The following is a 26,466-nucleotide window of genomic DNA, read 5'->3' as shown; positions in this document are numbered from 1 at the left end:
GCGAGTGCCCCCGGCGCCATGACCGAGCGCTCGACGTGCTGGACGGCGGCCTCCACCTTCGCCTTGTCGATTGTCCGGGAATGCGGGCCGTTATGAGTCGTCGGGCGATGTTCGACGGTTCCGCATCACACATCCTTTCCACCCGCTCCGCGGCCACGAACTCGAGATCCACAACCTGGTGACCGTGGGGGGTGTTCCGCTTGTCTGCTACATCACGGACGCCTCAACGCTCGTCAGCATACCGGTTTCCTGGACATCGCCGCGGAGCGTTGACGACTTCGAGCGCGTCTCCGGTGGCCGCAGCCCGTGGCGGATCGACGATCTGGTGGCGCTCCGCGGCATCATCGATGCCCACTTGGAGTCGTCCGCGACTCATGATCGGGAATAAGGGCGCGTTGTGATCGGGAACTCGGGCGCTGCCAGGGCGGGCGGCAGTGCCCTCACTCTCAGATATTCCGTTGTAGAGAAAGATGTTCAGGATGCCGATCGGGAGGGCATGCACTTGACATTGGTAAGATTCAGCGTACTATTATCTGATTACTCCTTTATCCCGGAACCGACCCATGAGCACCGATCGGGATCACAGCGAGAAGCGGGATCGACTCAAGAAGACACGCACTCTCAATCGGTCTCCGGAGAAGGTCCGGGATCCGATGTTCACCACCGGCGACTTCTTCGATCCCGAGGATCTGCTGCAGGTCCGCTACGAGATGGTCCGGCTGGTCCGGCTTGGGGGCGCCACCCTGGCACAGGCGGCCGAGCGGTTCGGGGTGTCGCGTCCGACCTGCTTCCGGATGGCGAAGGCGTTCCGCGAGGGCGGGCTGATGGGGCTGATCCCGGCGCGGCGCGGACCGCGCGGGCCTCACAAGATCACCCCGGAGATCCTGCGGTTCGTACGGATCTGCCGGGAGCGGCACGGGCGGATCGGAGCGAAGCGGCTCGTGCCGCTCATCGAGGCCGAGTTCGGGGTCCGGCTGCATCCGCGCGGTCTGGAAAAGGCGCTTGCGCGCGCCGAAAAAAAAACTCTGGAGACCGGACCGTGATGCCGGGCGACGCCTGGCGGAGCTACGAGGACTGGCGTCGGCTCTGGCTGTCGGGCGGGGACAGCCACGGGATCGGAGCGCTCCGCTTCCACGGCCTGCGCGACGCTCTTGCGCTGGCCGGATGCGGGGACGCCTCCGTGAAGCCCCGACCGCCGACACGCGCATCGCGTGGGGTTGCGGAGCCTGTGATCGGGGATGCCGCGCTCGACGAGGCCGCCCGCCAGGTCCGGCATCTGCTCGGGCCGCGTTGACATTCGGGAGGAGGCGGGCCGCATGCTCATCTCCGAGGTGATCACGCGCAAGATCGAGGCGCATCATCTGGCGCGCGAGGCGTGCCTGTATGTCCGCCAGTCCTCCCTGCGCCAGGTGATGGAGAACACCGAGAGCGCGAGGCGCCAGTACGGACTGCGTCACAGGGCCATGGCCCTGGGCTGGCCGGCCGAGAGCGTTCGCGTGATCGACGAGGATCAGGGGAAGTCGGCTGCCTCGAGCGCGAACCGGAGCGGTTTCCGCGATCTCATGGCCCGGATCGCCGCCGGTGAGGTGGGGATCGTGCTTGGGCTCGAGGTCTCGCGTCCGGCCCGCGACAACGCCGACTGGCATCAGCTGCTGCGGATCGCGGGGATCGCCCGTACGCCGATCCTCGACGAGAGCGGGGTCTACGATCCGAACGACGGCAACGACCGGCTCCTTTTCGGCTTCAAGGGCACGATGTCGGAGTTCGAGTTGCAGGGAATCGGGGCACGGCTTGTCGGTGGCCGGAAGAGCGCGGCGGCACGCGGTGTCCTGAAGATGGCCTTGCCGATCGGCCTCGCCTACAACGACGGCGATGAGGTCGTCTTCGATCCCGACCAGTCCGTTGCCGATGCGATCCGCGGGGTGTTCGACCGTTTCCGCCGCATGGGATCGGCGATGGCGGTCGTCAAGTGGATGCACCGGGAGAACATCGTGCTCCCGTCACGTCCGAGGAGAGGACCGAACCGTGGCCGGCTCCGCTGGGCGCTTCCGAGCTTCTCGCAAGTCCGCCAAATCCTGCGCAACCCACGCTACGCGGCGCGTTCGTCTACGGCCGCACACGCCGCGAGCCGCGGGCGGACGGCACGGTGAGATATCGCAACGTCCCGCGTGAGGAGTGGGAGGTCCTGATCCGCAACGCCCATGCGGGGTTCATCGACTGGGACGAGCGGCGCTCCCGCAGTCCCGGGTGATCCGCGGCCACTGCGGACGCCGCATGGGTCCGCTCTACACGAGCGCTCGGTCGACCCGCAACGAGCCGGCCCGCTATTTCTACGTGTGCAAGCACCAGTTGGTCCGCTATGGGCGCAAGGTCTGCCAGACGATCCGTGCCGACCTGGTCGACGCCGCCATATCCCGCTTCGTGGTCGACGCGATGAACCGGGAGACCATCGACCTCGCCATCGCGGTCCGGGAGCAGGTTCGCACCGAGTTCGCCGAGGCCGACCGGCAACGTGCCCATCGCATCGAGGCGATCCGTTACGAGGCCGACCTCGCACGGCGCAGGTACTTCGAAGTCGATCCTGCGAACCGGCTTGTGGCGGCCACGCTCGAAGCTGACTGGAACGGGCGGCTGCGGGAACTCGACGAAGCCTGCCGGGAACGCGAAGCGCGTGCCCTCGCTCGGCACGCGGAGCTCTCCAACCCGCGGGTCGAACGCATCCGCGCGCTGACGCGCGACTTCGAGCGGGTGTGGACCGCATCGGCGACCACCCACACCGATCGCAAGAGGCTTCTCGGGCTCCTCATCGAAGACGCGATCCTCTCCCGCGACGGCCACGAGGTCAAGGTGGAACTCCGCATGCGCGGCGGCAAAGCACTCACCCTCGACACCGTGCATCTGCCGCGGCCCATGGCGCAGGTCCGCAAGACCCCCCCGGACACAGTCGCCGCTCTCGCCCGGCTGCTCGAGACCCACACCGACGAGGCCACCGCGCTGGAACTCAACCGGGCCGGACACAGAAACTGGAAGGGCGAGTCCCATACGGCCAAGCGCGTGTGTCACACCCGCCGCAGGTACGGGTTGCCGAGCTTTCTCGAACGGGAGAGGACGCGGCTTCGGGCAAAGGGATTCGCGTCGGCTCCGGAACTGGCTGTCCGGATCGGTGTCACCCCCGGAACCGTGCGCACGATCGGAAGAGCCCCCGACGACGACCGGATCGAGCGGGCCGTCATCGCGACCGATGGCCGACGCTACTGCATGTACAGGGTCCCCGACCCCGGGAGCAACCGGCACTCCGATCAGCTCGGAGAACGCAACCCGAGTCCCGCAGAACCAGCCACCGCTTCAAACGCGCAACAAGGTGCATCGTGAAACAAGAGACTTGTCCCGCGGTGCCCGGGGCCGCGCCGGCAGCACGGTGGTGCCGTGGTGGGTGGCCAGTTCCCGGTACGTCGGGTTCAGATCCGGCTCGTAGCGGCTGGCCTTGCGCACCGCGGACTTCTCGTTGTCCGGGATCACGAGCTCGGGCACGCCTCCCCAGAACTCGAACATCCGGACGTGGGACATCGTCCAGTCCGGCAGCGCGCGGCTCCGGGTCACGTCCACGAACGTGTGGTTCGAGGCGCCGGGGACGCCGACGAAGACCATGGCGTCGCATACCTCGCCGGTGCTCTGGTCCACGACCTCGAACTTCGGCCCCGCGTAGTCGACGAACGCCTTCTCGCCCGCCCGGTAGACCTGCCGCATGACCACGTCGAGTTGCTCCCGCCACGCCTTGTAGCGCTCGCAGAACCAGCTGTACTGGTAGCCGTTCGGATGAACTGTGCGGTACTCCAGCCACAACAGCTGCAGCGTCACGCCCTTGTGGCGCTGAAGCTCCCGGTGGACGTGTCCCCAGTCCGGCTCGGGCCGGGGAACCCGCGACGGCGGCGGGGCCGGGAACAGCGCCGCCTCCAGCGCGGCGTCGTCCAGTCCCTCCGGAAACGGCCACGACAAGCCCGCCGCCGCCGCCCGGCGCACGTAGTCGCTCACCGTGCTGTTGGCGATGCCGAGCGACGCGGCGATCTCGCGGTGGCTGCGCCCGAGCTCGTGCTTCAGGCGCATCAGTTCTCGAATCTTCCGCATGGACAACCTTCTCTGCGACACCCTCTCCCTCCTCGTCTCGGGGGACCTCGGCGAGGATGGAAGAAGGCGTCGCTACAGCGGGCTATCCAGCGCTCCTACTCGCTCACTCCAGGGTGATCGGCATGCTCTGGAATCCGTGATCGGCTTGCCGGAATCACCGAATCGGCATGCTCTGGAATCCGTGATCGGCATGAAATGGAATCACTGATCGGCTTACGCCGGAATCAGCAACGCTGGTGTGCGAGGCGTGGCGGGTGCCTCGATCGAGCGTGTACGCGCTGCGCTCGGCCCCCGGCAGCGACCGCAAGCCGGGCAAGCGCGGACCGAAGACGGAGTGGAGCGACGAAGCTCTCGTCGTGGAGATCCGGACGGTGCTGTCGGAGAGTCCGTTCGTGGGCGAGGGGCACCGGAAGGTGAGGGCACGCTTGGCGGCCAAGGGGATCGTCGCGGGCAAGAACCGGGTGCTGCGGCTGATGCGGGAGAACGGGCTGCTGACGCCGGTGAGGCGGGGCCGCCCGCGGGGCGACCGGAGCCACGGCGGCCGGATCCGCACCGAGCGTCCCGACGAGCTGTGGGGCACCGACGCGGCGCGGTTCTGGACGCGGAGGGAGGGCTGGTGCTGGTTCTTCGGCGTGGTGGACCACTGCGTGACCGATGTCGTGGGCTGGCACGCGGCGAAGAAGGGGGACCGCTGGGCGGCGCCGGAGCCGGTGCGGCAGGGTGTCCACGCCCAGATGGGGGGGTTCGCCAAGGCGACCGCCGCGGGCCTCGGCGTCAGGCACGACCGGGGCTCGCAGTACCGGGAGAGGGCGTTCCAGGCGGAGATCAAGTGGCTGGGCATCCGCTCCATGCCGGCGTATCTGGGAGAGCCCGAGTGCAACGGCGTCGCGGAACGGTTCATCCGCACGCTGAAGGAGGAGTGCCTTGTACCTGAACGACTTCGAGGTGCGCGATGAGGTCCGGGAGGTGATCGGGGCCTTCATCGAGCGCCACAACCGCGGCTGGCTCCTCCAGCGGCACGGATACCTGACCCCGGCCCGTGCCCGCGAGAAGCTCACCCGCCGGGCGGCCTGATGGTTAGCCGCCCCTCTGTCCAGAAAACCGAGACCACTACAGGACAGGCTTGTGACTTGTCATTCGCCACGCGCCTTCGTACGATAAGATGGCAGTCAAAGAACTTCGGGTCACGCGCAACCATGCCATGCACAATCGTCTAAGGAGCGCACATGAGACCAGTCGATGATCACATACGAGCCCGGCTAACTGAAGGCTTGGACAACATTGGTAGTGATCTGACCGCTGATGTTGTTGCAGTCGTTAGTCCAATCGTGCCTGGATTGGAGATTCGCCTTCGCGATGCGATCGGCCAACTTGCCTCATCTCGGAAATCCGTGGTAATACTCTTGGACACACTCGGCGGGGTCGTTGAAATCGTCGAGCGAATGGTTACTACCGTACGTTTTCGTTATGATGACGTGACCGTGATTGTACCCGACCGAGCTATGTCCGCTGGTACAATCTTCGCCTTGAGTGCTGACCGAATAATGATGGATCACTTATCTTGCCTGGGGCCAATTGATCCACAAATCGAACGTGATGACAAGCTGGTCCCAGCTTTGTCATATCTAAACCAATTCGAGCGCCTCAATGCGAAAGCTGCACAAGGCCAACTTACGACGGCCGAGTACGCACTGCTTGATAAACTTGATCTCGGCGAACTGTACCAGTTCGAGCAAGCCCGTGAGCTGTCGGTCGAACTTCTGATCAAATGGCTGTCTAGGTATAAGTTCAAGGATTGGACAGTCACGGAAACGCAAGAAACTGCTGTTACAGAAAACATGAAGAAGGACCGTGCGGAGAAGATCGCCGCATTGCTGAATGATCCCGAACGCTGGCATTCCCATGGTCGGGCAATTGATATGAGAACATTGCAAGAAGAAGTTGGGTTGAGGATCGATGATCTCGAGGAGAATCCAGATTTACACAACCACGTTAGAGATTACTTTGCTCTCTTGAGAGATTACATGCATAGGGAAAAACTGTTTTCGTTCGTCCATACCAAGGAGTATTTTTAACATGGTGCAACCATCGTCGACTTCCGAAGAAGAAGTACTTGCGCGAAACAATCGGATCGACCGTGAGGTTGTGATGGCCTACAGAAGGCTTGAGGGCGAGCTCAAGCGTATCGGGGTTCAGAGCAAACCACGGTATAGTCTTGGGCCTCCCTTGGGACGAAGCCCGACCGCATGTGACAACTGGAGCTGTCCCGCTTTCACGGACGGTTGATTTCTGTGGTTGATCACCTCCAGTGCTGTTCCCTTCAGTCTCTCTCAGACGCGGGAGAGAGGTTCGGGGCGCGCGCCTCCGGTGCGCCTCAGGCCGCATGGTTCCTCTCGTAGTCGGCCGGCGACTCGTAGCCGAGGGCCGAGTGCAGCCGGCGGGTGTTGTAGAAGCCCTCGATGAAGCCGAAGACCTCTCGCCGGGCCTCGGCCGCCGTGCGGAACGAGCGCCGCCAGATGAGTTCGCACTCCAGCGTGGCGAAGAACGACTCGCACATGGCGTTGTCGTAGGCGTCGCCCACCGAGCCCATGGACCTCGCGATGCCCGACTCGCGGCAGCGCTCTCCGAAGGCGAGGGAGGTGTACTGCGAGCCTTGGACGCTCTCATGTTTGTCAAGCGGACGATGGGGCGGTGAGGACGCGGTAGATCTCGCGGGCCACGTAGCGCTTCAGGCAGCGCATCACCTCGCGCTTGGAGAGGCCCTCCCCGGTGCGCCGCTCGACGTAGGTTCGGGTTCGTTGGTCGGTGCGCATCCGGCACACGACGATCATGTGGAGGGCGGAGTTGGCCTGGCGGTTCCCGCCGCGATTGAGGCGGTGGCGTCGCGTCTTACCGCTCGATGCGGGCAGCGGACAGGCACCGCACAGCATGGCGAAGCTCGCTTCGGAGCGCAGCCGGCCGGGATTCTCGCCCGCGGCGACCAGGAGCTCGCCCGCACTGGCGGTTCCCACACCTTCGAGCTTGAGCAGATCGGGTGCGAGTTCCTCGACGAGCGGAGCGATGAAGCGGTCGAGTTCGGCGATCTCGTCGTTGAGGTCCAGGATCCGGCGGGCGAGGGACTTCAGCGAGAGCTTGGTCGCGACCGCCGGATCCCGGTATCCGGCGGCGTCCGGCCTCCAGGCTGCGCAGATGCGCAAGCGCCGCATGCGGGTGAGGTTGCGGACCCGGTCACGCACCTCGTCCGGCGCGGCGACGATCGTGTTGTGGAGCTGCCGCAGGGCCGCCCGGCGGCACTTGACCGCGGTCTTGCGAGTCGTGCGCAGCACCCGCGGGGCCTCCACCGCGCCGCCGCGGTCCTTGGCCACTTGGACCCGGCATCCCGTGCGAGCCGCCTCGGCCGCCGCGACCGCATCGAGCGCGTCGTCCTTTCCCCTGGCTCTTCGCGCGGCCCGGTCGGGACCGGTCACCTCGAGCACGGGCACTCCGGACAGCGCCAAGTGCCGGGCGATGCCGGCGCCGTAGCTGCCGGTGGATTCGACCCCCACGCGCAGCAGCTCGCCGTGAGACCGGAACCAGGCAAGCATCGCCCGGTAGCCGGCTCGTGTCGTGGAGAACGATTCGGTGCCGAGCACCGAACCTTCTCGATTCACGATCGCGGCGGTATGCAGATCCTGGTGGGTGTCGACGCCCCCGATGATCCCGGTGTCCTCAGCTGGCGTACTCGCCATGTCGGCCCCCTCTGTCCATGATGGGTGAACGGGTTGGCACCGAACTCGGCCGATGTCGGACACGACAGTGAAGGGACGCCTTGGCCAGGCTCTCATCAGGTCACGATGTCGGTCGAGGCCGGAGCTTCAACCGGTCGCCCTTGGGATGGCCGACGAGTCCAGGGAATGACATCTCGGTCGGTCGGAATGCGGGTCAAGCCATCCAAGGGCGGCCGGGCCTGTAAACCTGGATGCTTCCATCGATACTTCAAATCACCGAAGGGAACCGGCCCTCACAAACTCACTATCCGAATGATGAACGACGCGCCCTTCGGGACGGCGCCGCGCGAGGGCCATCGCCAGTGCGGCCTCGACGAGTTCGGTCCGCATGCGCGTCGCCATGGCCCAGCCGACGACGCGGCGGCTCCAGACATCGAGCACGACGGCCAGATACAGCCAGCCCGCCCACGCGGGCACGTACGTGATGTCGGCCACCCACAGCCGGTCGGGCCCCGAGGCGGAGAAGTCACGCCTCACCAGGTCCGGCGCGGGCCGGGCCTCGGCGTCCCTCTTCGTCGTCGCCGTCTTCCAGCGTCTCCCGGTCGCGCCCTCGATCCTCATCGTCCTCATCAGCCGCCCCACGCGCTTCTGGCCCACCCGCTCTCCCTCGGCCCCGAGCGCCGCGTGGATCCGCGGACGACCGTACGTCTCGCCGCTCCCGGTCCAGATCGCCCCGGTCCGCGCCTCGAGATCCGCGTCCCGCCGCGCACGGGCCGAGGGCGGACGCTTGAGCCAGTCGTAGTACCCGCTGGAGGAGAGACCCGGCACCCGGCACATCGCCGCCAGAGGAAACTCGGCCCGGTGCGCCTTCATGAACGCGTACCCCCGTTGGGGATCGATCCGCTCTCCCTCGCGAACCAGGCCGCGGCTTTTTTTAGGATGTCACGCTCCATCCGGAGCCGCTTGTTCTCCCGCTTCAGGCGCGACATCTCCCCGCGCGCCTCCGTCGTCAGCCCGTCGCTCCGCTCTCCCTCGTCCAACTCCGCCCGTCCGACCCAGTTGCGGATCGTCTGCTCCGAGGGCTCGAACTCCCGAGCCAGCGACCCCGGGCTACGACCGGCCCGCGCAAGCTCGACCAGCCGCTCCCGGTACTCCCGCGGATACCGCCCCGCTCTTGCCGCCACGACACACCTCCTTGGTTGACCCAAATGGAAAGGTGTCCGTGAAAGCGGGGGCGGTCTCAATCGGTGAACGCAACAGTCCTGGCGAAGACCTCACATGGTTTCAGCCAGTCGAGGGTTTGTCGAGGGCGGCCGTTGAGCTGTCGGGCGACGGCATTGAGGTCATCCTGTGAGTGGGCGGAGAGATCGGTACCCTTGGGGAAGTATTGGCGGAGCAGGCCGTTGGTGTTCTCGCTGGTCCCGCGCTGCCAGGGGCTGCGCGGATCGCAGAAATAGACGGACACGCCGCTCTCGATGCTGAAGCGGACGTGCTCGGCCATCTCCTTGCCCTGGTCCCACGTGAGCGAGCGCTTGAGCTGGTCGGGCAGCGTGACCATCTGTTCGACCAGCGCGCGCCGCACATGCGGGGCCGTCCGCCCGCCGGGAAGGTGCAGGAGGAGCACGTAGCGGCTGCGGCGCTCGACGAGGACCCCGAGGGCGGAGCGTCCCAGCTTGCCCAGGATCAGGTCCCCTTCCCAGTGGCCCGGCACGGCCCGGTCCGCGGCCTCGGCGGGCCGCTCGGAGATGGAGACCATGCCCTTCAGCCGCCCCTCTCCGGGTCTGTGCCTTGGTGATCGTCGTCGCGTCCGGCCGGTGCGCAGGTACGCCGTGAGTTCCTTTCTGAGCGCGCCTCGCGTCTGCACGTACAGCGACTGATAGATCGTCTCGTGAGACACGCGCATCTCGGGATCCGAGGGGTGATCGAGCCGAAGGCGATGGGCAATCTGCCGCGGAGACCAGCGCTCGGCGAGCAGGCGCTCCACCTTCCGCCGCAACCGGGGGCACCGGGCGAGCTTCGCCACCTTCGGGCGCCGGGCCTTCCCGGACGCCCGTCGCTCCGCCCTCCAGGCCCGGTATCGTTCTCTCGAGCCGTTGGCCGCTACTTCGCGCGAGATCGTCGATGGCGCTCTGCCCAGGCGCCCGGCGATCAGCCGGTACGAGTCTCCCGCCTTCAAGCCGCGCGAGATCTCCTCCCGCTCGGCGACGGTAAGGTGGTGCGGTGAACGATTTCGACCCCGGGGGGCCAGTCCGCCGGTACGTATCAACAGCCGTTGGACCGACTTGGTCGAACACCCGACCGCCGCGGCGACCTCGGCGTGTGTTTGCCCGTTCTTGATCCGGTCCCCGATCTCGACCCGGTCCGCTTCGCTCAGCCTCCCGTACTTCTCCCGTTGGCGCATCGCATACCTCCCGGCAATTCAACAAACCACTGCCAAGATGTTGCGTTGACCGCTTGAGACCGCCGGGGCAACTCCATTTGCGGACATCGTGTCACGTAGGAACCCGTGTAAGCCAATCGTTGTGCTCGCCGTGAGCGTGGTTCAAAACCGCCCAGTTGATCGTGGCTCCGACAGGCAACCGACTGCCCTCACGCAAGTATTCGCCGGCGGCCGAGAGCCGATACGTTGGCCCCTGACCGTCGCCGCCCGAGCCATCCCGGCCGAGGCTGAGGTTAGGGGGCTTGACAGCGCTGTCAGGAATCCCAATTATTCAAGCGGAGCCGGAAGTGGTGCCCGGAGGGGGTCGTCAGATCCTTGGTGCCGCGACTGGCTCCCGTTTTTTTGGGGAGTGGGGGGAGCTATTCTTTGTAGAAGAAGTGTTCCTTTCCCATCGTGCGGATCCCCCAGGATTTTCCGCCGCTGTCGTCTTCCCAATCGAAGGTCTTCTGTCGGATGATCTCCGCATATCGCTTGATCGTCGTAAGGTAGGGGTCACCGCGTGGATCCTGTCGGTCAAGCCCGCGCTCGTAGTAGATCCTGAGAATATAGGCACAGAAGTCTGCTAGCTTGATGCCCGGTGTGATCTCCGAGTCTACAAAGAGTACTCCGGGCACGATCCGCGTCATCGCCCGGCCCTCTGACGAACGGAAGAGGAAGTTGGAGAAACACTTATCCAGCCTGACGTTCTCGGAGGCATCGCGTCCGTCAAAGACCAAGGTTGCCATGCGCCCGATCTCCTTCCTCTCGATCAGGGCGTCGACCCTCTCTAGGATCCATCGGTGTTGGGTCTGGAGGTAGTCATCTCCGCGGTAGATTGGCCTGTCCGGGCGCTCCATCACCATAGCGAAGATCGTAACATCAAGATTCCGGATGAGGTCCATCACGGAGTCTGCGTACACGCGTTTTGCGGGCCACTCCAACAACGCCTTCCGGCTGAGGAAGGCGACGGCCTTCCCTTCGCGCTCGTCACTTCGGAGCCTCATCGTACTGCCAATACTAGTGTAGTGTCGCTAAAGCGCGATGTACAAGCGGTGGTAGGCATGCTATTTTTCCACGCATGCCTAAGATACGAAGGATCCGGTTGCGACCCGGGGACCGCAAGGAGCTCGAGAGCTGGGTTCGGGCCCGCACGACCCCGCAGCGGCGCGTCGAGCGCGCCAGGATCGTCCTCGGCTCGGCCGATGGCCTCTCGGCCCGGGCTCTGCGCCGGGAGGTGGGCGTCTCGCTGCCGACCGTCAAGCGCTGGCTGGACCGGTACGAGGCCGAGGGTCTCGCCGGACTGGAGGACCGGCCGCGCCGGGGCCGTCCGCGAACGAGCGTCACCGCGGAGGTGGAGGCGGAGGTCGTGCGCCGGACGCTGGAGGAGGAACCTCCCCGGGGGACGCACTGGAGCACGCGGCTGATGGCGGAGGCGGCCGGGCTCCACCACAGCCAGGTGGCGCGGATCTGGCGGGCGCACGGGCTGAAGCCCCACCTCACGCGCACCTTCAAGCTCTCGACCGACCCGGAGTTCGTGGAGAAGCTCCGCGACGTGGTGGGGCTGTACGTGGACCCGCCGGAGCGGGCGGCCGTGTTCGCCTTCGACGAGAAGAGCCAAATCCAGGCGCTGGACCGCACGCAGCCGGGGCTTCCGTGGAAGAAGGGCCGGTGCGGCACGATGACGCACGACTACAAGCGCCACGGGACGAGGGCCCTGTTCGCGGCGCTGGACGTGGCGACCGGGGAGGTGATCCACAAGTGCGTGCCCCGCCACCGGCACCGGGAGTTCCTCCGCTTCATGGCCGAGGTGGAGAAGCGGACCGATCCGGAGCTGGACCTTCACGTCATCCTCGACAACTACTCGACGCACAAGCACGGGAGGGTGGAGGCGTGGCTGGAGAAGCACCCCCGGGTGAAGTTCCACTTCATCCCCACGTCGTCCTCGTGGCTCAACCTCGTCGAGCGCTTCTTCTCGGAGCTGACGCAGCGCCAGCTCAAGCGGCTCGCCGTGACCGGCGTGAAGCAGCTGACCGACACGATCGCGGCCTACATCGACGACCGGAACCGGGACCCGGCGCCGTTCAAGTGGACCGCCGCCGTGGAGGACATCCTGGCGAAAGTGAGCCGTGCGAACTCCACTTTAGCGGCACTACACTAGCCCGGAAGTCTTCACTGAAGCGATGGAGGGCTCCTGCGATGTGCCTCACATCCTCTCGTTTCAGGCATACGCCAACATCCACCGGTCGTGGGTGATTGTCGTTCGGATGTGGATGGCCGGATTCATCGATGTAGACGAACAATGGGAGCCTCTCTTCTGAAAGCAAATGGACATGTGAGTCTAGGAAAAGATTCCGGTGGCCGTCAAGATCGAGTTTCGATGCGGATCCGCGCGCCGGCACTTCCGGACCGTCGCGTGCGCCATGAACGGGTCAAAACGAGAGTTGGAAGCGCCCCAGCGTCCCATCGCCGTCCGCGCCAGCGACAGCTCGGCTCCCTTGCGTATTCCGACGAAGTCGACCACCCATTCCGAGCGAAGCCGTCCACCTGTTCCGGGCCAAGCCGTCCACCGATTCCGAGCGAAGCCGTCCGGTTTGGAGCGGTGATCCCGAGGGGGTGCTGGACACGGGTGGATCAGGTCTGGTCGTGAGGGGTGTGGACCTCCTTGGTCGAGTCGTAGAACCGCCTCATGGAACCGCCCTTGAGGGTGATCCGGTGGGCGTTGTTGAGGACCCTGTCGAGGATGGCGTCCCCGAAGGTGGGGTCGCCGACGACATCGTGCCAGTGCTCGACGGGGAGCTGGGAGGCGAGGATGGTTCCGCGGCGGGCGTAGCGGTCGTCGAGGACCTCGAGCAGATCGAGGCGGCCCTGACCTGACAGGGAAGCGAGCCCCCAGTCATCGAGGACGAGTAGCCAGGTCTTGGCGAGCCGCTGGACGAGCTTGGGGTAGGAACCGTCGGCGCGGGCAAGGGTGAGTTGGTCGAGCAGGCGGGAGACGCGGTAGTAGCGCGTCGAGATGCCGTTGCGGCAGGCTTGGTGGCCGAGGGCGCAGGCGAGATACGACTTTCCCGACCCCGTTGCGCCGGTGACGAGCACGGTCTGTCCATCCTTGATCCACTGCCCCGAGGCGAGGCGGAGGATGAGGGAACGGTCGAGACCCCGGTTGGTTTTGAAGTTGAGGTCCTCGATGGTGGCGTCGAGATGGAGCTTGGCGATTCCCTTGAGGCGCCGGTAGCGGCGTTGTTCCCGTTCGGTCTTCTCGCGCTCGAGGAGCAGGGAGAGGCGGTCGTCGAAGGCGAGTTCGCCGATGTCGGGCATGGCGAGTTGCTCCTCGAAGGCCTGGGCCATGCCGGCCAGGCGCAGTTCGTGGAGCAGGTCGAGGGTGGGTTGTCGAAGCATGATGGTCACGACTCCTTTCCGTTGTGGGAGTTGGCGTAGTAGTCCGGTCCGCGGACGTGAGCGTGATCGGCGGGCAGGGACAGCGCCTGCCGGTCGCCGTCATCGGCCTGGTCGAGGCCGGCGGACAGGATGGTCTTCACGGACTTGTAGCTGTGGGCGCCGATGTCCAGCGCGCGGCGGCAGGCGGCTTCCAGGCGTTCGGCGGGGTAGGCGCGGGCGAGCCGCATGAGGCCGAGGCAGCTTCGGTAGCCCTGCTCCGGGTGGGGCCGGGTCTCGAGGAGCTTCCTCGCGAAGGCGGCGGTCTCGGGTCCGGTCTTTCGCGCCCAGCGGACGAGGCGCGACGGGGTCCACTGGAGGTGGGCGCGGTGAGCTGCGGGCATATGGCCCGGATCGGTGGTATATCCGCCCTTCCCGCGGCCGCGGATGTGGGCCGCCACGCGCCGGTGCTTGTGAAAGATCTCGACCGTGGTCGTGCCGAGCCGGACCTCGACCTCTCGGCGTGCGAGCGCGTGGGGGACGCTGTAGAAGCGGCCATCGACCTGGATGTGATAGTCGATGTTCACGCGGGCCTTGCGCCACTCGGCGTACTCGTAGCGATCGGCCGGGAGCGGCTTGAGCGCCGGACGGTCCAGATCCTCGAAGAGGCTGCGGCGGCTGCCCTCGGTCTTCTGGAACGGCCGCTCGTTGAGCGCCGCCAGCAGGGGCGCGATCGCCTCGCGGACCTCCGAAAGCGAGAAGAACCGGTGGTTGCGCAACGGTGCCGGAACCCACCGCCCCACGTTCTGGACCGCCGCCTCCACCTTCGCCTTGTCCCGCGGCGATCTCGGGCGGGCGGGCAGCACCGCCGTCCCGTAATGGACCGCCAGGTCGTGGTATGTCCGGTTGACGTCGGGTTCGTAGCGGCTCGCCCGCCGCACCGCCGCCTTCTCGTTGTCCGGGATGACGAGCTCCGGTACTCCGCCCCAGAACTCGAACATCCGTACGTGCGACGCCGTCCAGTCCGGCAGCGACCGGGTCAGCGTCACATCGACGAACGTATGGTTCGACGCCGCCAGCACCCCGACGAACACCTTCGCGTCCCGGACCTCGCCGGTGCGCCGGTCCGTCACCTCGACCGTCGATCCCGCGTAGTCCACGAACGCCTTCTCGCCCGCCCGGTACACCTGGCGCAGCACCACGTCGAGGCGTCCGCGCCACTGCCGGTAGCGGTCGCGGAAACGGCTGTACCGATACCCGTCCGGGTGGGCCTCGCGGTACTCCAGCCACAGAAGCTGAAGCGTCACGCCCTTGTGCCGCGCCAGCTCCCGGTGCACCCACGCCCAGTCCGGCTCCGGCCGCCGAACCCGCGATGGCGGCGTCGGCGGATACAGCGCCGCTTCCAGCCTCCGGTCGTCCAACTCGTCCGGCAGCGGCCACGAGACTCCCGCCTCCCGCGCCCGCCGGACGTAGCTGCCGACCGTGCTGTGGGAGATCCGGAGAATGGCGGCGATCTCCCCGTGGCTCCGGCCGAGTCCGTACTTCAGCCGGAGAACATCTCGAATCTTGCGCATGGACAACCTCTTCCGGGGCACCGTCTTCCTCCTCGCTCAAGGATCTCTCGCGAGGTTGGAAGAACGGCTCCCCACATCAGGTCATCCAGCACCCCTTCCTACCGCTCGGCTCCTCCGCGCTCGCGTCCCGGACTCGCCGAAATGACGGCCCTTCCAGGTGGACGACATGCGTCGGAACAGGTGGACGGCATGAATCGGAATCAGTGGACAGCTTGCGTCGGAATGGGTGGACGGGATGCGTCGGAATCAGCAGTGGCGGCGTACATCGGCGGCCGAGTCTGTGCCAGGGTGGCGCACGATGCCAGGGCCGCCACGATTCTGATCGCCATCGTGATCGTACTCGGGGTGGTGAGGGCCCTGATGCCGGTGGAGATGGCGGCGGGACCGCGCCCCGATGACGTGTCGATGATGGAGGCGACCGCGGGCGCCCTCCACCCGGCATGGTTCAACTGGCTCAACCCGCTGATCGGGGCCGTGGGCGTCTGGTTCGGATCGAGAAAGTTGCGCGCGTAGCAGTCCATTCCCGGGCTGCCGGAGTCGCGCCGCGCTTTCGGCCCGAATGCGTGCATGCGCGCCGTCAAACCCTTCGGGTCAAGGACACGAGCCGCTTGGAGATCTCCTGTCGAGGGAGGAACACCGTCCGGTCGCCCATGGAACAATGCGACGGTACACGCCAAGCTCACGAGCCTGCTGTACAGCCGGACGCGCCGGCCCGCCTTGGCGGAGTGCGAGCCGAACGACGTAAGGAGGCTCAGCGCTGTGAGAGCCACACGGACGAAGCGCCCGGATGTTCGACTGTGGTTGGGGCAGAGCTGTTAGGGACTATTCGGTCTCCGGCGGAACCAGCGGCTCCAGGAGCGTAGTCAGGGCCGGAAGGTCATCGCGGACCGTAGCCCATACGAGCTGAAGGTCGATGTCGAAGTAGACATGCACGAGCCGATTGCGCATGCCGACGATCTCCGCCCAGGGGATGCCCGGTTGCGTGCGTCTCGTGTCTTCGCTCACGTGCGCGGCGGCCTCGCCGACGATCTCCACAGACTTTAGAACCGAGAGCTGGGTGCGCCGGTCCGACACGAAATCGTCGTAGGACATGCCCTCTGTAAAGGACAACGCGTCGCGCGCGGCGAGCAGCATGTCCAACAGGTACGCCGAGTCGTCACGGGGCATAAACGACCCGCGCGGATTCCAGGATCGCCTTCCGGCGAATGTAGTTTCGGCTCTCGTCGATCGCGGCGCGGTTCACCAGATCGACTCTGCGGGCGAGCAACTCGGCTAGTTCCCGCTCCATCCCGGCGATCCTGAACAGACCCGGTGTTCGCTCCGTCCTGAAGCGGACCAGTACGTCGATGTCGCTGTCCGGCCCGAAGTCATTGCGCAGCACCGACCCGAACAGCGCCAGTTCCTCCACCTGCCAACGGTCGCAGAACGCCTTGATGACGTTCATGGGGACGCCTATCCGCGCCGCCAGCCGTTCCCGGTCTTCGTCGGTTCCTGTCGCAGGTTGCACTGAAGCCTCCGCTACGCCCAATGCACGATCTTGACCGCCGAACGCCCGTGTTCGCCGAGGTCGACACCAAAGATCGGTCGTTTCGGGCGAAGCATCAAGCGGGCGGCCACGATGGCGGACGGGAGTCGCACCGGGGCGGTCGCGACGCGGGACGGGCGGCTACCGCCGGGTGTCCCTCCGCGTGAGCGGGCTCAGGTAGTCCCGGTTTCCGAGCCCCAGCTTCCTGAGCGCGATCCGTACCGGTCGATCTCGGCCATCGTGTGGTAGCGGAGGCCGTTTTCCCGCATCCACTCGAAGCCTTCCGGCCCCGGCCAACTGCCCCGCAGTCCCACCTGGATGAAGTTCCTGCCGAGGATGTGGCCGTCATCGACGAGGCGGCGCACGGGCTGGGCGTGCGAGATCAGGTGGCCGTGCCGGGCGTCCCCCGCATCGTAGTGCGCGTCGAAGTGGATGACGCCGATGTTCTCCTTGCCGTACACATCCACGAGTCCCGCCACGTTGGCGAACTCGATCGAGTGGTCTCCCCCGATGATCACGGGGATGGCGCCCGTCTCCGCGATCTCGCGCACCATGCGGCGGATCGGCGGCATGCTGCGCTCCACGCTCAGGTTGTCGATGGGCGCGTTGCCGAAATCGACCGCCGTGAGTTCGCTGCGCCACTGCACCATCGTCTCCATGCTGCCCACGCTGCGCCGCATGGCGCGGAGCGCGGTCGGTCACTCGCCCGCCCCGCGGAACCCCACCCCCATGTCGACCGGGCCCCCCAGAAAGGCGACTTCGACCTCGCCCGCGACGAGGTCCTCGGCCGTGCGCGCGATCGGCAGCCCGAAGAACGTCAGGACGGATCCGACCTGGATGGATCCGGGTTCCCGAGGAGGATCCCCGGAGATGTCGCGGTCGCGCCACACCCCGAGGTTGGGGTCGCTCGCGTCGAGCCGGATGATGGCCGAGTCGGCCGGGAGAGGCTCCCGTTCGGAGGCGGCGTCGGCTGGCGCTTCCGAAGCGGCGACCTCGGCCTGTTCCGGCGGTGGAAGCTCGCAGGCGGTCAGCAACAGGATGCACAGGAGGAGGGCGGCGGAAGACGGGCGGGATGTCATGGCTTCGATCACGTCCGGCTCAGGTGGCGATGAGCGGGTGTCGTCTGGAGGGGAAGCCTAATGGGGCGCCGTGGCAGGGGGCAAACGGGTAGGCGATGATTTTCTGCAACTCGCCAGCCGGTGGGTTTCACCGACACCTTAGCCATGAATTCAGGTTCCTCGCTGTTTCAAGTGGGTAGTTTGAAGTCGAGTTTGCCGCACACGAGATAGGCGACGGTGATGAAGTTCGGTGGTCCGGTAGCCGCGGGCCTTGGCCTTGGCGGCCTGGACGAGCGAGTTGATGCCCTCGATCATGCCGTTGCCGATCCTCGAGCGGAACCAGAGGAGGATGCCGTCCCAGTGCTTCTCGATCGTCTTCGCCGCGTCGATGACGGGCTGGAGACCGCTTTTGCCGACCCAGAAACACCATCTCTCGAGGTAGACCTCGGCCAGCCGGGGCGGGAGGGTCCAGAACGCCTCGAAGGCGAGCTTGAACCGGTAGGCGAGGGCCGTCTTCAGGCTCCGCCGCGACGGATCGAGCAGTTCGCCGATCCACTCGCGCTGGGAGGCGGTGAGCTTGCCGCGCCTCTTGAGCCACAGGTAGCGGGTGCGGTTCAGCTCGGGGCGCTCCTTGCGCTCGGCGCGCCTCACCTCATCCACCGCCCGGTTCATGAGCCGCTGGACGTGGAAGCGGTCGAAGGTGACGCCGGCCTCCGGGAACGCCTCCCGCGCCCCCTTCATGTAGGCCGCGGACATGTCCATGCAGAGGTCCCGGATCTGCCCGGCGCGCCCCCCGTGCGCCTCGAGATCCTCCCGGAACAGGCTCACGACCGAGGCGTCGCGCCCCGGCGTCGCGTACAGAAGCCGCGAACGGTCCAGGTCGGCGAACAGCGTGATGTAGTCGTGGCCCCGCCGGCACGCCGTCTCGTCCACCGCCACCGCGCGCACCGACGAGAAGTCCGCCTCCGCCCGGGCCTCTCCCACGCGGCGCTTCAGAAGCCGCCACAGCCGCGTGTCGTGCTCGCCCACCAGGCGGGCCACCGCCCTGACCGGCATCTCCCGCGCCAGCGCCACCGCCAGCGCCTCGAACCACAGCGTGAAGCCCGAGCCCGGCTCCGCCCACGGCACCCTCGCCTGCTTCACCCCGCACGCCGGACACCTCACCCTCGGCACCCGGGCGTGCAGGTAGGCGCGGTGCTGGAAGAAGTCCAGGTGCCGCCAGCGCTTCCCGCTCGCGTCGTGCGCCTTGCAGCCCCCCCGCCCGCACGAGGGGCAGTCGAACGTCCCGCCCGCCTCGAAGTCCAGGTGCAGGTCCAGGCGGCGCTCCGCCGCGTCGAACTCCGTCCGCTCCACCCGCCACGGCCACTCCAGCCCCAGCGCCCGCTCGAACAGTCCACGCTCCGCCATGCCGCCGTCCCGCCCGGCCGCTCCGAGTCCCCCCAACCGCCCCGGCCGGCCCCCGGAGACCACCGGGCACATCGCGGACCGGCAAGGGCACCGCCGGCCGACGCCGCCGGCACCGCCACTCTACCGCCCCTCATCCACCCCCAACAGCGAAGAGCCCTATTGCATCGTAACGACGGAGGTATCTGCGGTGTCAAAACGACGCGCCAACCGCAAGATCCCGGATGTTGCGGCGGAGCTCAATGTGCAGACCTGTGATCCCTTCCAGTTCATAAGGCGGCTCGATTTCAGCACCAGTTGGGTCCCGTAGGTAGCCGCTAACTCACCCGATGTCGGTACAACAGGCTCCGCTGCCTATTCGGACGAAGTCTCCACCGATTCCGAGGCTAGTGTAGTGCCGCTAAAGTGGAGTTCGCACGGTTCACTTTCGCCAGGATGTCCTCCACGGCGGCGGTCCACTTGAACGGCGCCGGGTCCCGGTTCCGGTCGTCGATGTAGGCCGTGATCGTGTCGGTCAGCTGCTTCACGCTGGTCACGGCGAGCCGCTTGAGCTGGCGCTGCGTCAGCTCCGAGAAGAAGCGCTCGACGAGGTTGAGCCACGAGGACGACGTGGGGATGAAGTGGAACTTCACCCGGGGGTGCTTCTCCAGCCACGCCTCCACCCTCCCGTGCTTGTGCGTCGAGTAGTTGTCGAGGATGACGTGAAGGTCCAGCTCCGGATCGACCCGCGTCTCCACCTCGGCCATGAAGCGGAGGAACTCCCGGTGCCGGTGGCGGGGCATGCACTTGTGGATCACCTCCCCGGTCGCCACGTCCAGCGCCGCGAACAGGGTCGTCGTCCCGTGGCGCTTGTAGTCGTGCGTCATCGTGCCGCACCGGCCCTTCTTCCACGGAAGCCCCGGCTGCGTGCGGTCCAGCGCCTGGATTTGGCTCTTCTCGTCGAAGGCGAACACGACCGCCCGCTCCGGCGGGTCCACGTACAGCCCCACCACGTCGCGGAGCTTCTCCACGAACTCCGGGTCGGTCGAGAGCTTGAAGGTGCGCGTGAGGTGGGGCTTCAGCCCGTGCGCGCGCCACACCCGCCCCACCTGGCTGTGGTGCACCCCGGCCGCCTCCGCCATCAGGCGCGTGCTCCAGTGCGTCCCCCGCGGAGGCTTCTCCTCCAGCGTCCGGCGCACGATCTCAGCCTCCACCTCCGGCGTGATGCTCGTTCGCGGACGCCCCGCGCGGGGCCGGTCCTCCAGTCCCGCCGGACCGTCCGCCTCATACCGGTCCAGCCAGCGCTTCACCGTCGGCAGCGAGACGCCCACCTCCCGGCGTAGAGCCCGGGCCGACAGGCCGTCGGCCGAGCCGAGGATGATCCGGGCGCGCTCGACGCGCCGCTGCGGGGTCGTGCGGGCCCGAACCCAGCTCTCGAGCTCCTTGCGGTCCCCGGGTCGCAATCGGATCCTTCGTATCTTGGGCATGCATGAAAGATAGCACCCCCTCAACGTTATGTACATCGCTCTTTAGCGGCACTACACTAGGCCGTCGACCGGTTCCGTGGAAAACTGGGTGATACCGGGCGATGCCGTCCGTGGGGACGGTCGATCCTGAAGCGGCAGTGGACACGGATCGATCAGTCGTCGTGGCGGTTGACCTCCTTGGGTGAGTCGTAGAGCATTTTCAGGGAACCGCCCTGAGGGTGATCCTGTGTGCGTTGTTGAGTTATGCTGAATGACACATAACTGAATATATGTTGCGGATCGGATTATGGTGCGGAGAGTCCGGATCGGCTGCTTGGACCACGACAAGTCTCTGTATCTCCGCAACATAATATTCCGATTTTCTTTCGTCGGGCTCTTATGGTCATCCCTCCAGCCACAAGGAGGCATGACCATGTTCGAGGAACTCTTCACGCGACGCGGCACCATCGCGTCCTACCGCGCCGGGCCCCTGTTGGACGAACGGCTCCGCTACCTCAGGCATTGCACACAAGCGGGCGTCGGACGGGCAACATTGCGCCAGATTGCGGCGCATCAGCTCCACCTCGTTCATTTCCTGGGCCTGCGGAAAGCCGAGCGCGTCGGCATGCCCCGGATCGAGGCGGCAGCCGCGCAGTGGTTGAGGCGCAGTCAGGGCCGACCAACCGGCCCCGTGCGACCGAAGACACGTAGGGTCTTTGTCGGTCGCGCGTTACGATGGCTGCGCTTCGTGGATCTGCTCGCAGAACCCTGCAAGATGCGACACACCCTAGCTGGAAAGGTTGCGGTCTTCGCGGCGTGGATGCGTAAGGATCGCGGGTGGTCCGAGGAGACGATCCGCTCTTGCTGCAATACGGTTGACCGCTTCTTCGAGTGGCTCGACGAATGGGACGTTGCTCTGGCTTCGGTGGGGACCGCCGACATCGACCGAGCTGTCGCGCGGTGGCACGCCCGCGGCTGCAACCGGCTCACCATCCGAAATTACGCGCAGCAGCTTCGCAACTTCTTCCGGTTCGCGGAACATCGGGGTTGGTGCGCACCGGGGCTGGCCGACGGGATCATGCCATTGCGCTTCCATCCCCGTGAGACAGTCCCGAAGGGGCTGAACCGGGACGAGGTGCTGCGGCTGCTGAAGACCTCCGAGGGCAACCGGCCGGTCGATGTTCGTGACCGTGCCATCCCGATGGTGCTGATCGCCTACGGGTTGCGCTCCGGAGAGGTCACCGGCCTACGGCTCAACGATGTGGATTGGACCGAGGAGACGCTGCGGGTACGTCGCCCCAAACCGGGGCGGACGCATCACTACCCGCTCTCGCGCGGCGTCGGCCAAGCGATCGTGCGCTACCTCACCGACGTTCGTCCCCCGCGGCCTGAGAAGGCGCCCTTCCTCACGCTCGCAGCTCCGATCCGTCCGCTGGGTCGCAATGCTGTATCGATGGTCGTCGGGAGACGGCTCGATCGTATCGGCCTCACCGGCAAGCGGCGCGGCGCTCATGCCCTGCGCCACGCTGTCGCGCAGCACCTGCTGGACCACGGCTTCTCGATGAAAGAGGTCGGCGACTACCTCGGCCATCGCAGCGTCTCGTGCACTGCGATATACGCCAAGGTGCGGCTCGGCACGCTCCGCAAGGTAGCCGACATCGACCTGGGAGGGCTGGTATGACTCTCGGGGATGCGGTCAACGACTATATCGCCTGGCGCCGGACACATGGCGCCAAGTTCCACTCCGGTGGACGCCTGCTGCACCGGTTCTGCGACCATGTCGGCAGGAACATCGGTTGCGGCGCCGTCGGCGAAGCGGACGTTCTCGGCTTTCTGGCCGGGAAAGGGCCGCTCACTTCGTATCGGGCCGTCAAGTACAGCGCCCTGGCCGGCTTCTACCGCTACGCGATCAGCCGCGGCCATGCGGTCCGGTCGCCGCTTCCGGTACGCGATAGTGAGCCGAGGCAGCCGCGGTCGCTACCTCCTTACGTATACTCCCGTAACGAGTTGCAGCACATGTTCGCCACCATCGATGTCAGCCGGCGGCGTGCGCTTCAGCTCGATGGCGATACCCTGCGGGCGCTGCTGCTTCTTCTCTACGGCGCGGGGCTGCGCTTCGGCGAGGCGCAGCGCCTGACCCTCGACGATGTCGACCCGGGAGAGGCGCTCCTCACCGTACGCGACACCAAGTTCTACAAGACCCGCCTCGTTCCGGTCTGCCCGCAACTCGCTGATGCGCTGAAAGTCCATGCTGCCAAGCGCGCGCAACGGCCTTTCCCGAAGGGTACGGCCTCGACCTTCCTCGCCAACCGCAATGGGACGCCCCTGATCGCAGTTACCGCCCGCCGCGCGTTCGCCCAGCTGCTCCGGGAGGCCGGAATCGGGCGGAGCCACGACGGACAACGAGCTCCGTGCCTTCACTCACTGCGCCACGCCGCAGCCGTTCACCGGCTGGAGGCCTGGTACCGGCGGGGTGCCGATGTCCAACGATTGCTGCCGGCGCTATCCACTTGGCTCGGACACAAGGATCTCGACGGTACCCGGACATATCTGTCCATGACCACCGAACTGCTGCATGAGGCTTCGGTCCGCTTCGATACCTATGTCAATGGAGGAGACCATGAGTAACCCCCGCACCCTCGGCCCCTGGCTCCGCCGCTTCCTGGCCGAATACATCGTCACCGAGCGCAACCTCGCCCGCAACACCCAGAAGAGCTACCGCGATACCTTCGCCCTCCTGTTGCCCTTCGCCGGCACGAAGATCCGTAAGCCGGTCGAGCGGCTCACCGTGCAGGACCTCACAGCCGGGCGCATCCGGCAGTTCCTTGACCATCTGGAGGATGAGCGCGGCTGCTCCGTGCAGACCCGCAACCAGCGCCTGTCGGCGATCCGCGCCTTCGCCCGCGTCGCCAGCCGCGACCCCGGACATCTCGAGTGGAGCGCAAGTATCCGCGCCATTGCCTCCAAGAAGGCAACGCCGCGGCCGATCGGCTGGCTCACCAAGACCGAGATGAACAAGCTGCTCGACGTTCCGAACCGCCGGACACCGAGGGGCCGCGTCGAACACGCCTTCCTCCTGTTCCTCTACAACACCGGAGCGCGCGTCTCCGAAGGCACACAACTCGTGGCGGGCGATCTCCAAGTCGGACGACGTGATGGCGGGCACGCGCTCGTCAACATCCACGGTAAGGGTGGGAAACACCGGCAGTGTCCGCTGTGGCCGCGGACCGAAAAAGCGCTCGCCGAGTTGGTGCGAGGACGGGCTACCGGCGATGCCGTCTTCCTCAGCCAACAGCGAAGACCCTATACGCGGTCCGGAGCCTATCGGCTCGTCCAGCGCTGTGCCGCCCGCGTGCCGTCGCTCGCCGGAAGGAGGATCACACCTCACACGATCCGTCACACCAGCGTCTGCCACCTGCTCCAGGCCGGAATCGATCTGAACACGATCCGTGCCTGGCTCGGTCATGCCAGCCTCGATACCACCAACGTCTACGCCGAGATCGATCTGGAGATGAAGGCAAAGGCCATGGCGCTCTGCGATGCCGCGCAGTCCGGACCGGATCGACCGTGGAAGGAGAGAAAGGGGCTGATGGCCTTCCTCGTCGCGCTCTGATGGCAGGAGATTATGTTGCGGAGATACGGACACTTTGGCGTGTCTGAGCAGCCGATCGGACTCTCCGCACCATAATCCGATCCGCAACATATGTTGAGGAGGCGGTCGAGGATGACGTCGCCGAGGCTGGGATCTCCGACGACAATGCTCGACGGGGACTTGCCGGCGAGGAGAGTGCCGCGCCGGGCGCAGCGGTCGTCGAGGACTTGCGAGCAGGTCGTGACGCCCCTGTCGCGAGAGTGAAGCGAGGCCCCAGTCGTCGAGGATGAGGAGCCGGTTCTGGCGAGCCGCCGGGCGAGCTTGAGTCAGGAGATATCTCCGCGGGCGGCGAGTTCATCCACAGCCGGGAGAGGCGGTAGTAGCGGGTGGAGATGCCGTTGCGGCAGGCTTGGTGGCCGAGCGCGCAGGCGAGGGTAGGACTTGGCGGATCCGGTGGCGCCGGTGAAGAGGACGACCTTATAGCGCACCCGGTTTTTCTGGACACTCGTTTAGCAGGGATCAACGTTACGGGGTCCGGAGAGAGGGGGTGCGAGGATGTCGGAGAAGCCGACGGAGGCCGAGGGCCCGCCGAAGCGCTGGAGTGCGCGGCGGAAGTCGGAGGTGGTGCTGCGGCTGCTTCGGGGCGAGGACATCGGCGAGTTGAGCCGGGAGATCCGGGTACCGCCGCCGGAGCTGGAGCGCTGGCGGCGGAAGTTCCTGGAGGGGGCCTGTGAGGGACTGAAGAACGCGCCGGACGGGGAGCCGATGCGAACCCGTGCGAAGCTGGGGGAGATGACGATGCGGGTGGAGCTTCAGGCGGAGCTCCTCGAAAAAAGGGGGGTACGGGGAGGAGCTGAGGAAGCTCTTGCGGCGCGCGGGCGGGTGAGTCCCTTGACGGGCCGGTCGTATCCCTTGACGCTGGTGCGCGAGGCGTGGCGGGTGCCTCAATCGAGCGTGTACGCGCTGCACGCGGTTCCCGGCGAGGAGTGCCGCCGGGCTCGGCCTCCGGCACGACTGGGGCTCGCAGTACCGTTCGAGGGCGTTCCAGGCGGAGATCAAGTGGCTCGGCATCCGCTCCACGCCGGCGTACGTGGGCGAGCCCGAGTGCAACGGCGTCGTGGAGCGGTTCATCCGCACGCTGAAGGAGGAGTGCCTGTGCTTGAACGACTTCGAGACGCTCGAGAAGGCGCGGGAGGTGATCGGGGTCGTGCATCGAGCGCTACAACTCGCGGCTGGCTCCTCCAGCGGCACGCGTATCTGACCCCGGCCCGTGCCCGCGAGAAGCTCACCCGCCGGGCGGCCTGGTGGTTAAGCCGCCCCTCTGTCCAGAAAACCGGGACCACTACACGCGTAACGAAGTCGGATTCTAGCCCCCGGCAAATCTACGGGCCTCCGAAGAGAGTGCGCGGAGCCCGCTGTCTGTGTCATACGTTCGGCAATTCCACCTCGTGCGCCTGTTCTTCGAGCCAATCCAGCAGCGTGTCGAGATGGTACGAATCGCCATCCGAGGCGGCCTTGGGGTTATCGTCCCAAAACCGTTGGAGCAAAACGTCCACTTCTGGCCAATGGCGGGGTGCCCGAAGAGCCGCGATCGCGAAGTCGATTGGCTCCGGTTCGGGTGGCCCGCCATGCGGCCCGAAGTCAACCTGGTTCCTTATGTCGATCAACTCGCCTCGTCGTTTGAGTTTAGACCAGTAATTCGATTCCAGAACCAAGGCTTCCGCCTCCGCCTTCGTGACCCGCTTCCCTCGTCTTCGAGTACGTTCCCGCTTCTGACCACCCACGAACCCCCCGGCGGCGGCAGCGCACAACCCCAAGACCCAGTACACGGTGGCCGGGATCGATCCGAACACTCCGCCGAGAAAAGACCGCACGGCAGGGGACACGAACGACACCGCGAGGAGAATGATGCCCGCCAGTACGCTTACGAGAACTGGAGCACCCAAGTTGAGCCACCAGTTCCACTTGCTCCCGTCGTCCGACATCGATTCCAACTCCTCGGATGTTGTCTGCAACCGCGAGGTTCGGACCCTCGCAACCGTCGGGTCAAGCCGAGAAGCTATCACGATGTCAAGCCCCCTCCGCCTCGGGTGCGCGGGGAGTCCTACCTCTCGTCCGGTCTCCTGGGTTCGGGGTCCGAAGACGGCGTGACCTTGAAGTGACCCCTAAAGGTTGGACACCGGATCTCCGGGTCTATCGTGCTGCTCAGCCCGCCTCGGTAGAAGTCCTCGTTGATCTCTTCTCG

27 protein-coding genes and 5 pseudogenes are annotated in these 26,466 nt (G+C 66.2%); 16 read left to right on the top strand and 16 right to left on the bottom strand.

Going from position 1 to position 26,466, the window contains the following annotated elements; genetic code table 11:
- Nucleotides 1-70 precede the first annotated feature (70 nt).
- The 5 genes from ACOQPP_RS12430 (at nucleotide 71) to ACOQPP_RS12410 (ending at nucleotide 3,372) form a co-directional block, all read left to right on the top strand.
- Entirely contained in the window at nucleotides 71-388 is a 318-nt protein-coding gene (locus ACOQPP_RS12430; protein WP_420636643.1) for a DUF5372 family protein, read from the top strand.
- Between the two features lie 175 nt (nucleotides 389-563).
- Entirely contained in the window at nucleotides 564-1,043 is a 480-nt protein-coding gene (locus tag ACOQPP_RS12425) for a helix-turn-helix domain-containing protein (protein ID WP_420636642.1), read from the top strand.
- Nucleotides 1,040-1,294: a hypothetical protein gene (locus tag ACOQPP_RS12420; RefSeq protein ID WP_420636641.1), complete on the top strand. Its 255-nt coding sequence runs from the start codon at nucleotides 1,040-1,042 to the stop codon at nucleotides 1,292-1,294. The genes ACOQPP_RS12425 and ACOQPP_RS12420 overlap by 4 nt, the downstream gene beginning before the upstream one ends.
- Before the next feature lie 22 nt (nucleotides 1,295-1,316).
- Nucleotides 1,317-2,150, top strand: coding sequence for a recombinase family protein (locus ACOQPP_RS12415; protein WP_420636640.1), 834 nt, complete (start codon nucleotides 1,317-1,319; stop codon nucleotides 2,148-2,150).
- 124 nt (nucleotides 2,151-2,274) lie between these two features.
- On the top strand, nucleotides 2,275-3,372 hold the full coding sequence (locus ACOQPP_RS12410; RefSeq protein ID WP_420636639.1) for a hypothetical protein: 1,098 nt from the start codon (nucleotides 2,275-2,277) through the stop codon (nucleotides 3,370-3,372).
- 6 nt (nucleotides 3,373-3,378) lie between these two features.
- Here ACOQPP_RS12410 and istA (ACOQPP_RS12405) read toward each other — a convergent pair.
- Nucleotides 3,379-4,125, bottom strand: a pseudogene (gene istA, locus ACOQPP_RS12405) (IS21 family transposase); the annotation flags it as partial.
- 254 nt (nucleotides 4,126-4,379) lie between these two features.
- On the opposite strand from istA (ACOQPP_RS12405), the gene ACOQPP_RS12400 reads away from it, so the two are divergent.
- The 3 genes from ACOQPP_RS12400 (at nucleotide 4,380) to ACOQPP_RS12390 (ending at nucleotide 6,200) form a co-directional block, all read left to right on the top strand.
- Nucleotides 4,380-5,081: a transposase gene (locus ACOQPP_RS12400; protein ID WP_420636638.1), complete on the top strand. Its 702-nt coding sequence runs from the start codon at nucleotides 4,380-4,382 to the stop codon at nucleotides 5,079-5,081.
- Nucleotides 5,050-5,199, top strand: coding sequence for a hypothetical protein (locus tag ACOQPP_RS12395; RefSeq protein ID WP_420636637.1), 150 nt, complete (start codon nucleotides 5,050-5,052; stop codon nucleotides 5,197-5,199). The genes ACOQPP_RS12400 and ACOQPP_RS12395 overlap by 32 nt, the downstream gene beginning before the upstream one ends.
- Nucleotides 5,200-5,351: 152 nt before the next feature.
- Entirely contained in the window at nucleotides 5,352-6,200 is an 849-nt protein-coding gene (locus ACOQPP_RS12390; protein ID WP_420636636.1) for an SDH family Clp fold serine proteinase, read from the top strand.
- 299 nt (nucleotides 6,201-6,499) lie between these two features.
- On the opposite strand, the pseudogene ACOQPP_RS12385 reads toward ACOQPP_RS12390, so the two are convergent.
- From ACOQPP_RS12385 to ACOQPP_RS12360, 6 genes and pseudogenes are all read right to left on the bottom strand, one after another.
- A pseudogene (locus ACOQPP_RS12385) lies at nucleotides 6,500-6,793 on the bottom strand (transposase); the annotation flags it as partial.
- Between the two features lie 4 nt (nucleotides 6,794-6,797).
- Nucleotides 6,798-7,853, bottom strand: coding sequence for an IS110 family transposase (locus ACOQPP_RS12380; RefSeq protein ID WP_420636635.1), 1,056 nt, complete (start codon nucleotides 7,851-7,853; stop codon nucleotides 6,798-6,800).
- Between the two features lie 252 nt (nucleotides 7,854-8,105).
- The gene (locus ACOQPP_RS12375; protein WP_420636852.1) at nucleotides 8,106-8,732 is read right to left on the bottom strand and encodes an IS3 family transposase; all 627 of its coding nucleotides are present in this window, start codon (nucleotides 8,730-8,732) and stop codon (nucleotides 8,106-8,108) included.
- Nucleotides 8,702-9,016, bottom strand: coding sequence for a transposase (locus ACOQPP_RS12370; protein ID WP_420636634.1), 315 nt, complete (start codon nucleotides 9,014-9,016; stop codon nucleotides 8,702-8,704). The genes ACOQPP_RS12375 and ACOQPP_RS12370 overlap by 31 nt, the downstream gene beginning before the upstream one ends.
- Nucleotides 9,017-9,072: 56 nt before the next feature.
- Entirely contained in the window at nucleotides 9,073-10,233 is a 1,161-nt protein-coding gene (locus tag ACOQPP_RS12365) for an IS30 family transposase (protein ID WP_420636633.1), read from the bottom strand.
- Between the two features lie 398 nt (nucleotides 10,234-10,631).
- On the bottom strand, nucleotides 10,632-11,255 hold the full coding sequence (locus tag ACOQPP_RS12360) for a DUF3800 domain-containing protein (RefSeq protein ID WP_420636632.1): 624 nt from the start codon (nucleotides 11,253-11,255) through the stop codon (nucleotides 10,632-10,634).
- A gap of 74 nt (nucleotides 11,256-11,329) precedes the next feature.
- Between ACOQPP_RS12360 and ACOQPP_RS12355 the strand changes: the two genes are divergently transcribed.
- Nucleotides 11,330-12,409, top strand: a complete 1,080-nt coding sequence (locus tag ACOQPP_RS12355; RefSeq protein ID WP_420636033.1) for an IS630 family transposase — start codon at nucleotides 11,330-11,332, stop codon at nucleotides 12,407-12,409.
- Between the two features lie 473 nt (nucleotides 12,410-12,882).
- Here the strand turns inward: ACOQPP_RS12355 and istB are convergent, their stop codons facing one another.
- Both istB and istA (ACOQPP_RS12345) read right to left on the bottom strand, forming a co-directional pair.
- Nucleotides 12,883-13,647, bottom strand: a complete 765-nt coding sequence (istB, locus tag ACOQPP_RS12350) for an IS21-like element helper ATPase IstB (protein WP_420632596.1) — start codon at nucleotides 13,645-13,647, stop codon at nucleotides 12,883-12,885.
- Nucleotides 13,648-13,652: 5 nt separating this feature from the next.
- The gene (gene istA / locus ACOQPP_RS12345) at nucleotides 13,653-15,197 is read right to left on the bottom strand and encodes an IS21 family transposase (protein WP_420636631.1); all 1,545 of its coding nucleotides are present in this window, start codon (nucleotides 15,195-15,197) and stop codon (nucleotides 13,653-13,655) included.
- A gap of 189 nt (nucleotides 15,198-15,386) precedes the next feature.
- Between istA (ACOQPP_RS12345) and ACOQPP_RS12340 the strand changes: the two genes are divergently transcribed.
- Nucleotides 15,387-15,710, top strand: a complete 324-nt coding sequence (locus ACOQPP_RS12340; RefSeq protein ID WP_420636630.1) for a hypothetical protein — start codon at nucleotides 15,387-15,389, stop codon at nucleotides 15,708-15,710.
- Between the two features lie 309 nt (nucleotides 15,711-16,019).
- On the opposite strand, the gene ACOQPP_RS12335 is transcribed toward ACOQPP_RS12340, so the two are convergent.
- From ACOQPP_RS12335 to ACOQPP_RS12315, 5 genes and pseudogenes are all read right to left on the bottom strand, one after another.
- Nucleotides 16,020-16,364, bottom strand: coding sequence for a DUF86 domain-containing protein (locus ACOQPP_RS12335; protein ID WP_420636629.1), 345 nt, complete (start codon nucleotides 16,362-16,364; stop codon nucleotides 16,020-16,022).
- Nucleotides 16,354-16,704, bottom strand: coding sequence for a nucleotidyltransferase family protein (locus ACOQPP_RS12330; RefSeq protein WP_420636628.1), 351 nt, complete (start codon nucleotides 16,702-16,704; stop codon nucleotides 16,354-16,356). Before ACOQPP_RS12330 ends, ACOQPP_RS12335 begins: the two co-directional genes overlap by 11 nt.
- A gap of 191 nt (nucleotides 16,705-16,895) precedes the next feature.
- Nucleotides 16,896-17,408, bottom strand: a pseudogene (locus ACOQPP_RS12325) (arginase family protein); the annotation flags it as partial.
- A gap of 12 nt (nucleotides 17,409-17,420) precedes the next feature.
- The gene (locus ACOQPP_RS12320; protein WP_420636627.1) at nucleotides 17,421-17,813 is read right to left on the bottom strand and encodes a hypothetical protein; all 393 of its coding nucleotides are present in this window, start codon (nucleotides 17,811-17,813) and stop codon (nucleotides 17,421-17,423) included.
- Nucleotides 17,814-17,968: 155 nt separating this feature from the next.
- Nucleotides 17,969-19,187, bottom strand: a pseudogene (locus tag ACOQPP_RS12315) (ISL3 family transposase).
- On the opposite strand from ACOQPP_RS12315, the gene ACOQPP_RS12310 reads away from it, so the two are divergent.
- The gene (locus tag ACOQPP_RS12310; protein ID WP_420636626.1) at nucleotides 19,186-19,494 is read left to right on the top strand and encodes a DUF4411 family protein; all 309 of its coding nucleotides are present in this window, start codon (nucleotides 19,186-19,188) and stop codon (nucleotides 19,492-19,494) included. The pseudogene ACOQPP_RS12315 and the gene ACOQPP_RS12310 overlap by 2 nt on opposite strands.
- A gap of 76 nt (nucleotides 19,495-19,570) precedes the next feature.
- Here ACOQPP_RS12310 and ACOQPP_RS12305 read toward each other — a convergent pair whose 3' ends face one another.
- Entirely contained in the window at nucleotides 19,571-20,650 is a 1,080-nt protein-coding gene (locus ACOQPP_RS12305; RefSeq protein WP_420636157.1) for an IS630 family transposase, read from the bottom strand.
- A gap of 313 nt (nucleotides 20,651-20,963) precedes the next feature.
- On the opposite strand from ACOQPP_RS12305, the gene ACOQPP_RS12300 reads away from it, so the two are divergent.
- The 5 genes and pseudogenes from ACOQPP_RS12300 to ACOQPP_RS12280 all read left to right on the top strand — a co-directional run bounded on the left by ACOQPP_RS12300 (nucleotide 20,964) and on the right by ACOQPP_RS12280 (nucleotide 25,482).
- Entirely contained in the window at nucleotides 20,964-22,310 is a 1,347-nt protein-coding gene (locus ACOQPP_RS12300) for a tyrosine-type recombinase/integrase (RefSeq protein WP_420636625.1), read from the top strand.
- Nucleotides 22,307-23,257 (top strand): tyrosine-type recombinase/integrase, encoded by a 951-nt coding sequence (locus tag ACOQPP_RS12295; protein WP_420636624.1) that lies wholly within the window; start codon nucleotides 22,307-22,309, stop codon nucleotides 23,255-23,257. Before ACOQPP_RS12300 ends, ACOQPP_RS12295 begins: the two co-directional genes overlap by 4 nt.
- Nucleotides 23,250-24,242 (top strand): tyrosine-type recombinase/integrase, encoded by a 993-nt coding sequence (locus ACOQPP_RS12290; RefSeq protein ID WP_420636623.1) that lies wholly within the window; start codon nucleotides 23,250-23,252, stop codon nucleotides 24,240-24,242. Before ACOQPP_RS12295 ends, ACOQPP_RS12290 begins: the two co-directional genes overlap by 8 nt.
- Before the next feature lie 534 nt (nucleotides 24,243-24,776).
- Nucleotides 24,777-24,962, top strand: a pseudogene (locus tag ACOQPP_RS12285) (helix-turn-helix domain-containing protein); the annotation flags it as partial.
- A gap of 313 nt (nucleotides 24,963-25,275) precedes the next feature.
- Complete coding sequence (locus ACOQPP_RS12280; protein WP_420636851.1) at nucleotides 25,276-25,482, top strand: integrase core domain-containing protein; 207 nt, start codon at nucleotides 25,276-25,278, stop codon at nucleotides 25,480-25,482.
- Between the two features lie 163 nt (nucleotides 25,483-25,645).
- Here the strand turns inward: ACOQPP_RS12280 and ACOQPP_RS12275 are convergent, their stop codons facing one another.
- Nucleotides 25,646-26,206 (bottom strand): hypothetical protein, encoded by a 561-nt coding sequence (locus tag ACOQPP_RS12275; RefSeq protein WP_420636858.1) that lies wholly within the window; start codon nucleotides 26,204-26,206, stop codon nucleotides 25,646-25,648.
- Between the last annotated feature and the right edge of the window lie 260 nt (nucleotides 26,207-26,466).

Source organism: Candidatus Palauibacter sp., from assembly GCF_965222475.1.
Classification (GTDB): Bacteria; Gemmatimonadota; Gemmatimonadetes; order Palauibacterales; family Palauibacteraceae; genus Palauibacter.
The sequence above is the reverse complement of the archived record's forward strand: the minus strand, read 5'-3'. Positions and strand labels throughout refer to the sequence as shown.